This is a genomic window from Paenibacillus pectinilyticus, assembly GCF_001700435.1.
Taxonomy (GTDB): Bacteria; Bacillota; Bacilli; order Paenibacillales; family NBRC-103111; genus Paenibacillus_E; species Paenibacillus_E pectinilyticus.
In genome coordinates this window covers 851,501-866,315 of the sequence record NZ_LYPC01000028.1, presented here as the reverse complement: position 1 = coordinate 866,315, position 14,815 = coordinate 851,501, and the positions used below count along the sequence as shown (strand labels likewise).

6 protein-coding genes and 1 pseudogene are annotated in these 14,815 nt (G+C 52.4%); all 7 read left to right on the top strand.

Annotated elements, in window-relative coordinates; translation table 11 throughout:
- The first annotated feature begins 261 nt into the window (after nucleotides 1-261).
- The 7 genes and pseudogenes from A8709_RS34825 to A8709_RS31315 all read left to right on the top strand — a co-directional run bounded on the left by A8709_RS34825 (nucleotide 262) and on the right by A8709_RS31315 (nucleotide 14,745).
- Complete coding sequence (locus tag A8709_RS34825) at nucleotides 262-420, top strand: hypothetical protein (protein WP_167357222.1); 159 nt, start codon at nucleotides 262-264, stop codon at nucleotides 418-420.
- A gap of 868 nt (nucleotides 421-1,288) precedes the next feature.
- A complete protein-coding gene (locus A8709_RS31340) occupies nucleotides 1,289-2,149 on the top strand; it encodes an alpha/beta hydrolase (protein ID WP_065858638.1) in 861 nt (286 codons plus the stop codon).
- Nucleotides 2,150-2,157: 8 nt separating this feature from the next.
- Nucleotides 2,158-2,941 (top strand): annotated as a pseudogene (locus A8709_RS31335) (2,3-dihydro-2,3-dihydroxybenzoate dehydrogenase).
- 24 nt (nucleotides 2,942-2,965) lie between these two features.
- Complete coding sequence (gene dhbC, locus A8709_RS31330; RefSeq protein WP_065858637.1) at nucleotides 2,966-4,174, top strand: isochorismate synthase DhbC; 1,209 nt, start codon at nucleotides 2,966-2,968, stop codon at nucleotides 4,172-4,174.
- 14 nt (nucleotides 4,175-4,188) lie between these two features.
- Complete coding sequence (locus A8709_RS31325; RefSeq protein WP_065858635.1) at nucleotides 4,189-5,820, top strand: (2,3-dihydroxybenzoyl)adenylate synthase; 1,632 nt, start codon at nucleotides 4,189-4,191, stop codon at nucleotides 5,818-5,820.
- Between the two features lie 18 nt (nucleotides 5,821-5,838).
- The gene (locus A8709_RS31320; RefSeq protein ID WP_065858633.1) at nucleotides 5,839-6,765 is read left to right on the top strand and encodes an isochorismatase; all 927 of its coding nucleotides are present in this window, start codon (nucleotides 5,839-5,841) and stop codon (nucleotides 6,763-6,765) included.
- A 774-nt stretch (nucleotides 6,766-7,539) separates the two neighbouring features.
- Entirely contained in the window at nucleotides 7,540-14,745 is a 7,206-nt protein-coding gene (locus A8709_RS31315) for an amino acid adenylation domain-containing protein (protein ID WP_065858631.1), read from the top strand.
- The last annotated feature ends 70 nt before the right edge of the window (nucleotides 14,746-14,815 follow it).

Here is a 14,815-nt window from a genome sequence, read left to right as displayed (position 1 = left end):
AGCCGCCCCTTAGTTGGGGGCGGCTTTTTGTATGTGCTGAGCCTAGGGGATAGCCTCGATAGGGGAGGCGGTTGCTGTTCTGCTGCGCTGATCTGACGCGTGTTGAGGGTGCTGCGGGGACAGGTGCAGTCATAGGTACATAGGTACAGATACAAGTGCAAGTACAAATGTAAGTGCAAGTGCAAGTGCAAGTGCAAGTGCAAGTGCAAGTGCAAGTGCAAGTGCAAGTGCAAGTACAAGTACAGGGGCAGGGGCGATCTGATGTCCAGAGTAGCTTCGATGCCGGATGCAGCTCCAATGATGGGTGCAAATTTGATGCAGGTTACAACTCTGATGTCCAAAATTGCTCCGGTGCTGGATGCAACGTTAATGAGGGATGCATGTCCGGTGCTGGCTGCAACAACAATGGTAGATGCATGACCAATGCTGGCTTCAAAGTCAATGCTGGATACAACGTTAATGGTAGATCCAAATCCAATGCAAGATACTACTCCAAAGCCCGACACCGCTCCCGCCAGATGCAACGCTAAGAGCAATAAATGGATTTCATGCAGCTAATTTGGTAGGAAATCGGCGTACTGAGATATTAGATGTATTTCATGTAGCTAATTTTGGCCAATATCACTGATTCCACTGATTTGAGTGAAAATAGATGTATGAAATCCAGTTAATCATCGAATGGTGAGGGAATCTCGGAAATTAACTGGAGGTTATACAGTTAAACCGTAGAGGAGATAGCTAACCAGTTGAAACCTTCTCTCTAAATCAGCCCATCGTCCGCTCCACAAACTCAAACCTTCTCTCGAACCCAGTCCATTGTCCGCTCAACAAACTCCAAACTTCTCTCAACACCAGTCCATCGTCCGCTCCCCAAACTCACAACTTCTCTCAATACTAGCCCATCGTCTGCTCCCCAAACTCAAACCTTCCCTCAACACCAGTCCAACGTCCGCTCAACAAAGTCTAACCGTCTCTCGAAAAGTCCATTGTCCGCTCCACAAACTCAAACCTTCTCTCAACACCAGCCCATCATCCGCTCCCCAAACTAATCAGCCATTCCCCAATCTGTACATTCTCCATTCCATTATGTGGATATTCTTCATGGTCGGGGTGTTTACCTTCCCTTATAATCAGTAATGAGAATCATTATCAATACATGCTGTTGAACCATTAATGAGAGTGTAATGTGAGCCACTCATTAGTCGCATCCATTTAATTCAACAATGCCACAGCTTAGATCCAACCTTGTCGTTGATTAAGAAACGAAAGGAGAAGAGAGGAACCACAAATGACTCGTGTACCCCATCAACCTGTAGAGACACCTTCGGAGGCCGTTGTCCATCAGGCATTTACCTTGCCGAATACGGAGCAATACCTCCTTCATACCGCAGCCAGGAAGCAGCCTTATCAGATTTACGTATCCAAGCCTGCGCAGGAGGCGCCTCCACAAGGGTTTCCAGTGATTTATTTGCTGGATGCGAATGCGCTTTTTGCCACGATGGTAGAAACGCTGCGTGTACAATCCCGTGTTCCAGAGAAGACGGGGGTTTACCCAACTGTTGTGGTTGGGATCGGTTATCCGACAGAGGAGCCGTTCGATTCCTCGCGGTTTTATGATTTCACGATGCCGACGCCGCAGGAAGTGTTAGATGCTTTGCCGGTACGCAATAAGGATGCTGCCAGACCGCAAGTGGGAGGCGCAGATGCGTTCCGAGCCTTTATTGAGCAAGAGCTCAAACCGCGTATTGAACGCGATTATCCGATTGATACGAAGCAACAGGCGATTTTTGGCCATTCGTTGGGTGGATTATTCGTCCTGCAGACCTTGTTTACGCAGCCCCAAACCTATCAAACCTATATAGCTGGCAGCCCATCGGTCCACTGGAACAAAGTCATACTTCGTGAGCAGGAGGAGCAGTATACATCCAATCTCCAGCAGGCGAATCATAAGTTGCTCATCACGATTGCTGAGCAGGAAAAAAATCACCCAAGCAACATGAGCGAGAATGCCATAGAGCTCTACGAGCGTCTTGCACTTTTGCCAAGGGAGAAGCTGCAGGCTGACTTTTACGAGTTCGAAGGGGAAGGGCATATTTCTGTGCTTCCTGCACTCGTCAGCCGTGCAGTTCGCTTCCTGCGAAGGGGGTGAGCAATGCCATGAGTGAAACGGAATTCCATGGTCGGGTTGTCCTTGTAACTGGAGCCGCACAGGGCATTGGTGCAGCGGTAGCACAAGGATTTGCACAACAAGGGGCGAGAGTGGCCGTTGTTGATATTCAAAAAGAAGCGCTAGAAGCCGCTGCCCTGAAACTAAGCCAGCAAGGTGGCGAAGTGACGGCTTTTCCGCTGGATGTCACGAACAACGAGGCTGTTGCTCAGGCCGTTTCCGTCATTGAGCAGCGCCTCGGTCCCATCGACATCCTCGTCCATGCGGCGGGTGTGCTGCGAATGGGGCCGATTGTGTCCTACTCGGATGCGAATTGGGCGGCAACATTTGCCGTCAATCTTAACGGCGTATTCCATGTGTCTCGCGCTGTGAGTGAGCGGATGATCCCACGTCGCCGTGGAACCATTATCACCGTGAGCTCGAATGCAGCAGCCATTCCCCGCATGGATATGGCTGCATACGCAACCTCGAAGGCAGCGGTGACGATGTTTACCAAATGCCTTGCACTGGAACTTGCCGAATACGGCATTCGCTGCAATATTGTATCGCCAGGCTCAACGGATACACCGATGCTGCGGTCCATGTGGGCGGATGAGCAGGGCACACAACGGACAATTGAAGGCTCCCCACAGACGTACCGTACGGGGATACCTTTGAGGAAGCTGGCGACCCCTGTAGATATTGCCAATAGTGTACTATTCCTGGCGTCAGAGCGCGCAGGCCATTTGACCATGTGATTTACGCATTGATGGCGGCGCCACTCTTGGTGTCTGAACCAAATCAAGGAGGATGAGTAACATGAACGCTCATATTCAATTGGACATGATGCCCACGGCCGCTGATCTGCTTGCGGATTATCGTCCAGGGAATTCATTTTTCTTCGCTTCCCCCCACGCGACTTTGCTTGCGCAAGGAACGCTGGCTGTATTGCCAAGATCCGAAGGAGCCAATGAGCTCCAGTCCTTGCCAGAGCGGGCAGCACGCCTGCTGTCGCAGCTCAAACAACCAGGGCAAAACCTCCCCATGCTTGTGGGTGCTGTACCTTTTGACCCGATGCAGCCTGCGCAATTGGTTGTTCCCTTGGCAGTGAGCAAGCTTGGACCGCTAAGTTTTGCACAGCATGACCGCAAACGGAGTCCAATTGGCAGCCGTTTTGTCATAGAGGCAGTACCAGCACCGGAATCTTATGTCGCAGGAGTAAACACGGCTCTTGGCCGCTTACGTGCACGAGAATTAGACAAAATAGTGCTAGCGCGCACTTTACGCCTCACCTCCCCAGAGCCCATTAATCTACAGCAATTGCTGCATAACCTAGCCCTTCATAATACGCAAGGATATACCTTTGCCGTCGATTTGCCGACACCTGCGACAAGCAAAGAGGGCAGCACCTTAATTGGCGCCAGCCCAGAGCTGCTAGTAGCTCGAACAGGCAGAGGCATTTTCGTTAACCCACTCGCAGGCTCGACGCCACGAAGTGTGGATCCGGTCGAAGATGCTAGACGGGCAGAGGCACTCCTCGCGTCACCGAAAGATTTGCGCGAACATGCGTTAGTCATTGAAACAGTAGCCGAAGCCCTTCGCCCTTTCTGTGAGCCCTTGCATGTCCCAGCCACTCCTACACTCGTTCAGACCTCAACCATGTGGCATCTGTCGACCGAAATAAGGGGGGAATTAATAGATCCGTCAATTTCATCATTAGCCCTTGCCGTTGCGCTTCATCCAACTCCGGCTGTTTGTGGTTCACCTACAGCGCTTGCGCGGGAAGCTATTCAAGAGATTGAGCCTTTTGATCGCGGCTTCTATACAGGTTTAGTTGGTTGGTGCGATGCCAGTGGAGATGGGGAATGGATTGTGACTATTCGCTGTGCGGTAGCCGAGAATCAATCCCTGAATCTTTACGCAGGAGCAGGCGTTGTCGCGGAGTCAAGTGCGGAAGCGGAGCTTCAGGAGACGTCAGCCAAATTTCGAACGATGCTCCATGCCATGGGATTACATCAGGAGTCATGAACTGGAGAGATCATATGTTAATGCATTGCCCAACATGGCCGGAAGAATTTGCTGCGAGGTATCGAGCGAATGGCCTTTGGCAAGGACAGACGCTAGGCGAAATGTTAGCGGAACGAGCCGTACAACAAGGCGATCGTATCGCTGTCGTTAGTGGAGAAAGCCGTTACAGCTACTTAGAGTTAGACCAACAAGCGAATAGGCTTGCTTCGAGTTTCCTTGAGATAGGTTTAAAGCCCGAAGATCGCGTTGTTGTTCAGTTGCCGAATCGCTATGAATTTTTTACCGTGATTTTTGCCTTGTTTCGGATTGGCGCGATTCCTGTATTCGCCCTTCCCCTCCATCGACAAAGTGAAATTCAGTATCTGTGTGAATGGAGCGAGGCTGTTGCTTATGTTATTCCTGACCAAGAAGCAGGCTTCGATTATCGCGTTCTAGCGGAGCAGGTTCAGAGCCAGGTGCCGACCTTGCAGCATATCTTTGTTGCGGGGGAACCAGCGGCATTCCATTCTCTACAGCGTTTATCAGAACATCAATCACCATCCCATATCGCGTGGCCGCCTATAAAATCCAACGACGTCGCGTTCCTCCAGCTATCTGGCGGAAGCACAGGATTACCTAAGCTCATTCCTCGGACTCATGATGATTACATATATAGCTTTCGACGCAGCAATGAAATCTGCGGGCTTACCGAGAGCAGTGTGTACCTTGCTGCCCTTCCTGTGGCTCATAACTTTCCGCTGAGTTCTCCGGGCGTGCTTGGCACGCTTTACGCTGGCGGTAAAATCGTTCTAGCCTCAAGTCCAAGCCCTGACATAGCTTTTCCGTTGATTGAGAAAGAACATGTGACGATTACGGCCCTTGTTCCGCCACTTGCTTTGATTTGGATGGAGGCAGCTGCTTCACGTGCCAACGATCTCTCTAGCCTGCAAGTTCTTCAGGTAGGCGGGGCCAAATTCAGCGAGGAAGCGGCCCGTCGCGTGGAGCCAGTTCTTGGTTGTAAACTACAGCAGGTATACGGCATGGCTGAGGGGCTCGTGAACTACACCCGACTGGATGATCCGGAGGCTACGATTGTCACAACACAGGGCAGACCCATGTCGGACTGGGATGAAATCCGTATCGTGGATGAAGAAGATAATGACGTGCCAGTCGGTGAGGTCGGGGAGCTGTTGACCCGAGGGCCTTACACGATCCGTGGTTACTACAGAGCTGAGGCGCATAATGCCAAAGCATTTACAGTGGATGGTTTTTATCGGACAGGTGATCTTGTCAAAATGAATAGCGAAGGCTACATCGTCGTAGACGGCCGTGCCAAAGATCAGATCAACCGCGGTGGGGATAAAATCGCCGCCGAAGAAGTGGAGAATCACCTGCTGTCGCATGCAAGTGTTTTTGATGCTGCGCTGGTGTCTATGCCGGATTCATTTCTCGGAGAGCGCTCCTGTGCGTTCATTATCGTTCGGGGCCAGATGACCGTATCTGCAGCAGAGCTCAAAGACTATCTCCGCGCACGCGGACTTGCACCTTACAAAATACCTGATCGCATCCAATTCGTGGACACATTCCCCCAAACGAATGTCGGCAAAGTGAGCAAAAAAGCGCTGCGTGAAGTTTTCGCTACCACCGTTACGAACGGAACCTTATAAAGAAAGAAGTGGACCCGCATGGCTCTTCCCAAAATCCAACCTTACAGCATGCCAGTGGCAGCTGATTTACCGCAAAATCGTGTAGCATGGACACCCGATCCGAATCGGGCTGTGCTGCTCATTCATGATATGCAGCAGTATTTTTTGAACGCTTTTACCTTGGGCGACTCGCCTGTGAATGAACTGCTAACGCACATTCGTGCGTTGCGCGAGCAGTGCAGAAAGCTAGGTATGCCCGTAGTGTACACGGCACAGCCTGATGGTCAAACGCCGGAAGAGCGAGGTTTGCTCCTCGATTTCTGGGGTGAGGGCATTAATGATCATCCCGAACTCAAGCATGTCGTTCCTGAACTGGCTCCAGAGGAAGGGGATATTGTCCTCACCAAATGGCGCTACAGCGGCTTCCGTAAAACGAATCTAGCCGAAATCATGCAGGAAAGCGGCCGGGATCAGCTGATTGTGACCGGTATTTATGCCCACATCGGCTGCTTAATGACCGCTTGTGAAGCCTTCATGCAAGATATTCAGCCGTTCTTCGTTGCTGATGCGGTCGCTGATTTTTCATTGGAAAACCACCAAATGGCGATCACTTATGCCGCTCAACGCTGCGCAGTGACATTGACCACGGAGCGGGTGCTTACGTATTTGGCTCCAGCTCAGTCACAAGCAGAAGAAGGCAGTAGCTTTAATATTGAAAAGATACGCGAACAAGTAGCAGGGCTGCTGAACGAAGCACCTGAGAGCATTACGGATGAGGAAGATCTCATTAACGACAGAGGTCTAGACTCCATTCGTATTATGAGCTTTGTGGAACAATGGCGTCGTGAGGGTGTTGAGGTCACATTTGTTGAATTGGCAGAACGGCCTAACTTGGCGAGCTGGTGGCAGTTGATTGCATCGAGGCTTAGGGTTCCGGTGCCGAATCTCGATTATTTTGGGAGATAAGCCTCGACTTGCCTTGAGCAAATCGAGGCCCTACGAGTGTAGATAGCCGGAAAATCCAGCTAACCAGCTAGAGCTCGAGGTCCTACGAGTGTATATAGCTGGTTAATCCAGCTAACTGGCTAGAACTCGAGGCCTTACGAGTGTAGATAGCTGGAAAATCCAGCTAACAGGCTAGAGCTCGAGGCCCAACGAGTGTAGATAGCTGGAAAATCCAGCTAACAGGCTAGAGCTCGAGGCCTTACGAGTGGAGATAGCTGGAAAATCCAGCTATCTGGCTAGAGCTCGAGGCTCAGCGAGTGTAAATAGCTGGAAAATCCAGCCAACTAGCTAGAGCTCGAGGCTCTAGAAGTGTAGATAGCTGGAAAATCCAGCTAACAGGCTAGAGCTCGAGGCCTTACGAGCGGAGATAGCTGGAAAATCCAGCTAACAGGCTAGAGCTCGAGGCCCTACGAGCGGAGATAGCTGGAAAATCCAGCTAACTGGCTAGAGCTCGAGGCACAACGAGCGGAGATAGCTGGAAAATCCAGCTAACTGGCCAGAGCTCGAGGCCCTACGAGTGCATATAGCTGGAAAATCCAGCTAACTAGCCAGAGCTCGAGGCTCTACGAGCGGAGATAGCTGGAACCCCCAGCTAAATGGCTAGAGCTCGAGTCCCTACAGGCGGAAATGGTCGATAAAACCGACTATTTCCATCTCATAATACTAGAATACGGAGCTTCCGATTCCATACGAGCGGTTGCCCATCATTTTGCTAAACAAAAGGAGGTTGCTTACATGCTTGTCGCTTCAACGCTGCGTCGTCCCTTATCGGGCGCGCAATCGGGCATCTGGTATGCCCAACAGCTGGATCCCAGCAACCCCATGTACAATACAGGGGAATATGTCGAGATTAACGGGTCGATAGATGTCGTCACTTTCGAAAAAGCGCTGCGCCAGGTCATTCAAGAAGCGGAATCGCTTCAGGTGCTTTTTCAAGAGGATGGGGAGGGCCATTGGCAAGTAACGAATCCGAGCTTAGCTTGGCCTTTTAGCTATCGAGATGTCAGCCAGCATAAAGCCCCTAAACAAGCAGCAAGTGCCTGGATGGAGGAAGATCTTGCGACTCCGTGCGACCTAACGAAGGGTCCCTTATTTACGGAGGCGTTGTTCAAAATAGGAGAGGACCGCTATTTCTGGTACCAACGTATTCATCATATTGTGATGGATGGGTATGGCTTCTCCCTCCTTACGAAGCGGGTAGCCCACGTATATACAGCGATGATGAACCATCTCCCGCTGACGGAAGGAAGCTTCGGTTCCTGGCAGCTTGTGCTCGATGAGGATGAGGACTATCGCCGCTCAGACAAAGCGCGGAGGGATCGTGAATTCTGGTTGAGTCGTTTTGCGGATGAGCCGGATGCGGTTAGTCTTGTTGACCGCTCGCCCAGGCCTGCGAATCATTTCTTGCGTTGCACCACGGAGCTTTCGCCATCTGAGGCGAAGAGCCTACGTAACGCAGCTGGACAGTACTCGGCGGCATGGTCCGATCTTGTGTTTGCAGCGGTAGCGTCCTATTTGCACCGGCTCACGGGCGCTTCGGAAATTATTCTCGGCTTGCCGATGATGGGCAGATTAGGCTCGGTCTCGCTGAATACACCGGCGATGGTGATGAATATCGTGCCGCTCCGTTTAGCGGTGAAGCCAGGGATGCTGATCTCTGAGCTGGTACAACAGGTTGGGCGCGAGATTCGCGAGGTTCGCAAGCATCAGGGCTATCGGCATGAGGAACTGCGTCGCGACCTGAAACGCGTAGGAGATAATCGCAGATTATTTGGACCATTGGTCAATATCATGCCTTTTGACATCAGCTTGAATTTCAATGAACACGCAGGCAGCAAAACCAATTTATCAGCAGGACCCGTTGATGATTTGGCGATTAATGTGTATTTGAAAGCAGACGGTAGCGGTATTCAAATCGATATGGATGGCAATCCGGAGTTATACACCCATGCGGAATTGCGTGCCCATCATCAACGTTTCGTTCCTTTTCTCGGCAAACTGGTCGAGACTCCTCCTACTGAGGCGATTGGGCGAATTGAACTGTTGGCTCCCCATGAGCGGGCAGAAAGTTTAACCAAATGGAATAACACGGCTCGTTTGGTGACGGCGGCGCGAACAACGGATTTGTTTGAAATCCAAGCGGTGTGGAGTGCGCGTCGTCCAGCGGTTATTCATGAAGAAGAAACGGTGACGTATGCCACCTTAAATGCGCGCGCCAACCGATTGGCTCGACTCCTGATCGCCCATGGCGCAGGACCGCAGCGTATCGTTGCGCTTGCCTTACCGCGTTCGGTGGATCTCATCGTCAGCATGCTAGCTGTACATAAGACAGGGTCAGCTTACTTGCCGCTCGACATCGATTATCCGGCTGATCGTATTGGCTATATGCTGGAAGATGCGCAGACGCTGATCACCATTACCAACCAAGAAACATCCCCCAGACTGCCGCAGATGGGTACCGAACAGGTCTACCTTGTGGTGGACGAGGCAGGTACTGTGGATCGCTTAGCTTTGTTTGAAGATACCAATTTGAGTGATGGGGAACGTCTGAGTCTGCCTTCTATGCTGGATCCTGCCTATATTTTGTATACCTCGGGCTCTACCGGTAAGCCGAAGGGTGTTGCCATCTCGCATAGCAATCTCACGAATTTCCTTCTTGCCATGCAGGAGCAATTTGAGCTAAGTGCGGACGATCGGTGGCTGGCGGTTACCACGGTTGCTTTTGATATTTCGGTACTCGAAATCTTCCTGCCTCTATTACACGGAGCACAGCTCCATGTGGCTAATAAAATCACGATTCAAGACCCCGCAGCGCTATCTAAAATGATTCGAAATTCCGGTGCCACGCTGATGCAAGCGACTCCGTCGCTTTGGCATGCCCTTGTGGAGCAAGCACCAGAGTCGCTTCGCGGTCTCCGTGTTTTAGTCGGGGGTGAGGCTCTCGCGAATAGCCTGCTGGGTGATCTCCTTTCGTTAGATTGTCACGTCACCAATCTCTACGGACCTACGGAAACGACGATTTGGTCGTCGGTTATTGCTTTTTCAGGCCAGGAATCGGCTGCGTACAGTAAGCCGCCCATTGGACGGCCGATCTGGAACACGCAAATGTACATCCTGGATAGTGGCTTGCAGCCCGTACCCGCTGGTGTTGCGGGTGATTTATATATCGCTGGCGATGGCTTGGCGATTGGGTACTTAAAGCGCCCTTCGCTGACAGCGGAGCGCTTCGTCGCGAATCCGTACGGCCCTCCAGGCTCACGGATGTACCGCACAGGTGATCTTGCCCGCTGGCTGCCAGACGGCACATTAGACTACTGTGGGCGTGCCGATCACCAGATCAAAATCCGCGGCTTCCGCATCGAAATCTCCGAGATCGAAACCGTTATCGCGGACTATCCGGATATTCTCAAGGTTGCGGTCGTTGTACGTGAAGACCAGCCTGGCGATAAGCGGATTGTCGCTTATTTAGTTGCGACTGTCGGGGCAATCGTGGATGCAGCCGCTTTACGCGAGCATTTGGCTGCGGGACTGCCAGAGTACATGGTGCCGTCGGCTTTCGTCTTCCTAGATGACTTACCGCTCACTCCGAACGGTAAGCTAGATCGCAAAGCTTTGCCAGCGCCGCATTACCAAACGAATGCAGCGGGTCGAGCAGCACGTACACCACAGGAGGACATTCTCCGTGAACTCTTTGCTGAAATTTTGGCGGTGCCTCGTGTTGGGATCGATGATAACTTCTTCGATCTAGGCGGACATTCGCTGTTAGCTGGAAGACTCATGAGCCGCATACGTGAGGTCATGGGGGTTGAGCTTGGCATTGCCAGCTTGTTCGAATCCCCAACCGTCGCGGGCATCGCGAAACGAATCGATTCCGCCGCAGCGGCAAGACCGCCGATCCGTCCGGCGGTTCGGATGGCAGAGGCTCCGCTTTCTTTTGCCCAGCGCCGATTATGGTTCCTGAATTGTCTGGAAGGGCCCAGCCCGACCTATAATATTCCGCTTGTTGCACGTTTGTCGGGAGCGCTGGATGAGGCGGTTCTGCAAGCTGCGCTGCGAGATTTGGTGCAAAAACATGAGACACTCCGTACGATTTTCCCGGAGAAGAATGGGGAAGCGTCACAGCTTGTTTTGGATAGCTTGAACTGTCCTGTACAGCTGCAAACTTCCTCGATTTCCGAAGCTGAGCTGGCAAATGAGCTTGCGCTCGCAGTTCGCTATGGGTTTGACATCGCGAAGGAGCCTTCCTTCCGGGCGTATTTGTACCACCTTGATGCGGAAGAACATGTCCTGCTATTGCTTCTGCATCATATAGTCGGAGATGGTTGGTCGTTGGATCCGCTGACGCGCGATCTTTCTGCCGCTTATGAGGCGCGATCCCGAGGGGAAGCACCGAGCTGGTCACCGATGCCACTACAATACGCTGACTATGCGATATGGCAGGAGCAATTACTCGGCAACGAGAGTGACCCGAATAGCTTAATTGCACGTCAAGTTAACTACTGGCGCAACGCGCTTCGTGATTTGCCTGATCAGCTGGAGCTGCCGACCGACTATCCGCGTCCTGCGGAAGCGACGCATTGCGGGGACACCCTAGCAATCCATATTCCGCCTGATTTGCATACCAAGTTGCTTGGGCTGGCGCGTGAAAGCCGAACGAGTTTGTTCATGGTAATACAGTCGGGACTAGCGGCACTTTTTACCCGACTGGGAGCTGGCACGGATATTCCACTCGGCAGTCCAATAGCTGGACGTAACGATGATGCGTTAGGTGATCTAGTCGGATTATTCATTAATACGATCGTTTTGCGGACGGATACGTCGGGCGATCCGAGCTTCCACGAGCTTTTGGAGCGGGTAAGAGGTGTAAATCTTGCTGCGTATGATCATCAGGATGTACCTTTCGAGCGATTGGTTGAAATTCTTAACCCGGTTAGATCCAGAGCTAGGCATCTGCTCTTTCAAATTATGCTCGCCTTCCAAAACACCCCCGAGCCTGCACTTACCCTACCGGGTATCGACGCGGAGCTACGCCTGGATACGGTGGGGCGTGCAAAATTCGATCTGACGATTGAATTCCGTGAACGGCGAGGGGAAGATGGTACCCCGGCGGGTATCGATGGTTGGTTCGAGTACACCAGCGATTTGTACGAACGTGAAACTGTGGAGAAGCTGGCCTCCCGCTTACAGCTTCTGCTGGAGCAAGCTTGGGCAGAGCCGGATAAGCCGATTGGACAGTTGGACATTTTGACAGAGGAAGAACGCTTGAGTCATGTTGTTGATGCTGAACGGTTGATGAAAGATCAGATTCCTGTCTCAACCAATGTGGTGGCATTGTTCGAGGCGCAAGTTCAGCAATATCCAGATGCAGTAGCCGTCGTGTATGAAGGGGAGTCCCTGACGTATGCCGAGCTGAATGTGCAGGCGAATCGACTTGCTCATTACCTCATCGCCCAAGGTGTAGGCCCTGAGCAGATCGTTGGCTTGCTCCTTCCGAGATCGACGCAGATGCTAGTGGGGGTACTCGCCGTGCTAAAAGCTGGCGCTGGCTACTTACCGCTGGATCCGGATTACCCATTGGATCGCTTGGCGTTCATGCTAGAAGATACCCAGCCATCTTGCGTGATTGGTTGCTTGGAGACAGCTGCCATTCTGAGCGGTGAAGAGGTTCTAATCGTGGATGAACCGCAGACGAGTGAAGTTCTAAGCCGTTATATCGAATGTAATCCGACAAATGCGGATCGCGTTGCGCCGTTATCGCCGGATAACGTGGCGTATATCATTTATACCTCGGGTTCGACAGGCAAGCCCAAAGGCGTTGTCATCCCGCACAGTAATGTCGTGCGATTGTTCGCAGCGACGGGGCATTGGTTCTATTTTGATGAGAAGGATACATGGACGTTATTTCATTCTTATGCCTTCGATTTCTCCGTCTGGGAAATATGGGGCGCTTTGCTCCACGGGGGACGTCTTGTCGTGGTTCCACACCGGATCACCCGCTCGCCGGATGAGTTTTTGAAGTTGCTGTGTGACGAGGGAGTGACCGTGCTCAATCAGACGCCTTCGGCATTTTATCAGCTCATGCAAGCAGATAAAGAAAATCCGCAGCAAGGGCAGGCTTTGGCGCTTCGGTATGTGATTTTTGGCGGAGAAGCGTTGGATCTTGGTCATCTGAAGGATTGGTACGAACGGCATGAAGATCATGCGCCGAAGCTCATCAATATGTATGGTATTACGGAAACGACCGTTCATGTTAGTTATTATCCGATTACTCGTGACATGACGGAAAGTAAGGCGAATAGCCTCATCGGCGGCGCGATTCCAGATCTTGGCGTGTATGTGCTGGATGCATATCTACAACATGTGCCGCCAGGCGTAACGGGCGAAATGTATGTAGCAGGCGCTGGTTTAGCGCGCGGTTACTGGAACCGTCCGGGTTTAACAGCGGATCGATTCATGGCTGATCCCTATGGGGCACCGGGTACACGGATGTACCGAACGGGTGATTTGGCCCGCTGGCGTCACGATGGAACGCTCGATTATATCGGACGCATCGATCATCAGGTCAAAATCCGCGGCTTCCGCATCGAACTCGGTGAAATCGAAGCGGTTATCGCGCAGGTTGATGGTGTGTCGCAAGCAGTGGTTATTGCACGTGAGGATACACCTGGGGATAAGCGATTGGTTGCTTATGTGATCGGCGATTCGAAAGTGAGCGTTGATGTCATGGCTTTGCGCCATCATGTGGCAATGGCTTTGCCGAGCTATATGGTGCCATCGGCCTTCGTAGAGCTGGCAGAGCTCCCGCTTACAGTGAACGGGAAGTTGGATCGCAAGGCGCTGCCTGCGCCGGACTTCTCATTATCTGCTGCGGGCCGAGGGCCTCGCACGCCGCAAGAAGAAATTCTCTGCGATCTGTACGCAGATACGCTGGGGCTGCCGAGAGTCGGCATCGACGACGGGTTCTTCGATCTGGGAGGCCACTCGCTGCTAGCCGTTAAGCTCATGAGCGGCATACGCGAAGCGCTAGGCGTGTCCTTGAGCATCGGCACGTTATTCGAGGCGCCGACGGTAGCCGGCTTAGCCGAACGGTTGGAAGGCGGCGGCAGCGCAGGTGCGCTGGAGGTGTTGCTGCCTCTGCGAACAAGCGGCAAACGCTCGCCACTGTTCTGCATCCACCCGGCAGGCGGCCTTAGCTGGTGCTATGCCGGCTTAATGAAATCACTCGGACCGGATTATCCGATCTATGGTTTGCAAGCCCGAGGTATCGCTCGGCGGGAGCCGCTTCCTGGCGATTTGCAGGAAATGGCAGCTGACTATATTTCACATATTCGCTCGGTGCAGCCGCATGGCCCGTATTATTTGCTCGGCTGGTCGCTGGGCGGCAACGTGGCACATGCGGTTGCATCCCTCCTGCAGGCAGATGGTGAGGAAATTGCCATGCTTGTGATGCTCGATGCGTTCCCGAGTCACTTCCTGCCGCTTCGCGAAGGACCGAATGAAGAAGAAGCGCTCATCGCTTTGCTGGCGCTTGGCGGGTATGATCCCGACAGTTTAGGCGAGGGGAAACCACTGGATATGGCGGCGGCCGTGGATATTTTGAGGAGTGACGGCAGTGCATTAGCGAGCTTGGAGCCGTCCGTCATCATGAGCTTGAAGGATACGTATGTGAACTCCGTGCGTATTCTGGCTACGTATCGTCCAGGCAAATTCACAGGCAATCTGCTGTTCGTGCACTCCACGGTGATTCCAGATTGGTTCGAGCCCATCGCGCCAGATACGTGGAAAGATTACATCGATGGTGAGATCGAGCAGTACGATTTGGCCTGCCGGCACAAAGACTTATGCCAGCCTGGTCCTTTGGCGGAGATTGGTCGTATTTTATCAGGCAAATTGGAAGAGATGAATCGAGTGAGCGGGGGTTGGCCCCGCTTGTATCGATGAAACAATGAGCACCCAGAAATAGGGGCAAGCGAGTTCATTGAGCCAAGGAAGCGATGAAGATGAGGAGAGA

Bases quoted from the DNA above. Each gene is read 5' to 3' on its own strand.
- dhbC (WP_065858637.1), top strand. From the start codon at position 2,966: ATGAACGCTCATATTCAATTGGACATGATGCCCACGGCCGCTGATCTG.
- A8709_RS34825 (WP_167357222.1), top strand. From the start codon at position 262: ATGTCCAGAGTAGCTTCGATGCCGGATGCAGCTCCAATGATGGGTGCA.
- A8709_RS31325 (WP_065858635.1), top strand. From the start codon at position 4,189: ATGTTAATGCATTGCCCAACATGGCCGGAAGAATTTGCTGCGAGGTAT.
- A8709_RS31340 (WP_065858638.1), top strand. From the start codon at position 1,289: ATGACTCGTGTACCCCATCAACCTGTAGAGACACCTTCGGAGGCCGTT.
- A8709_RS31320 (WP_065858633.1), top strand. From the start codon at position 5,839: ATGGCTCTTCCCAAAATCCAACCTTACAGCATGCCAGTGGCAGCTGAT.
- A8709_RS31315 (WP_065858631.1), top strand. From the start codon at position 7,540: ATGCTTGTCGCTTCAACGCTGCGTCGTCCCTTATCGGGCGCGCAATCG.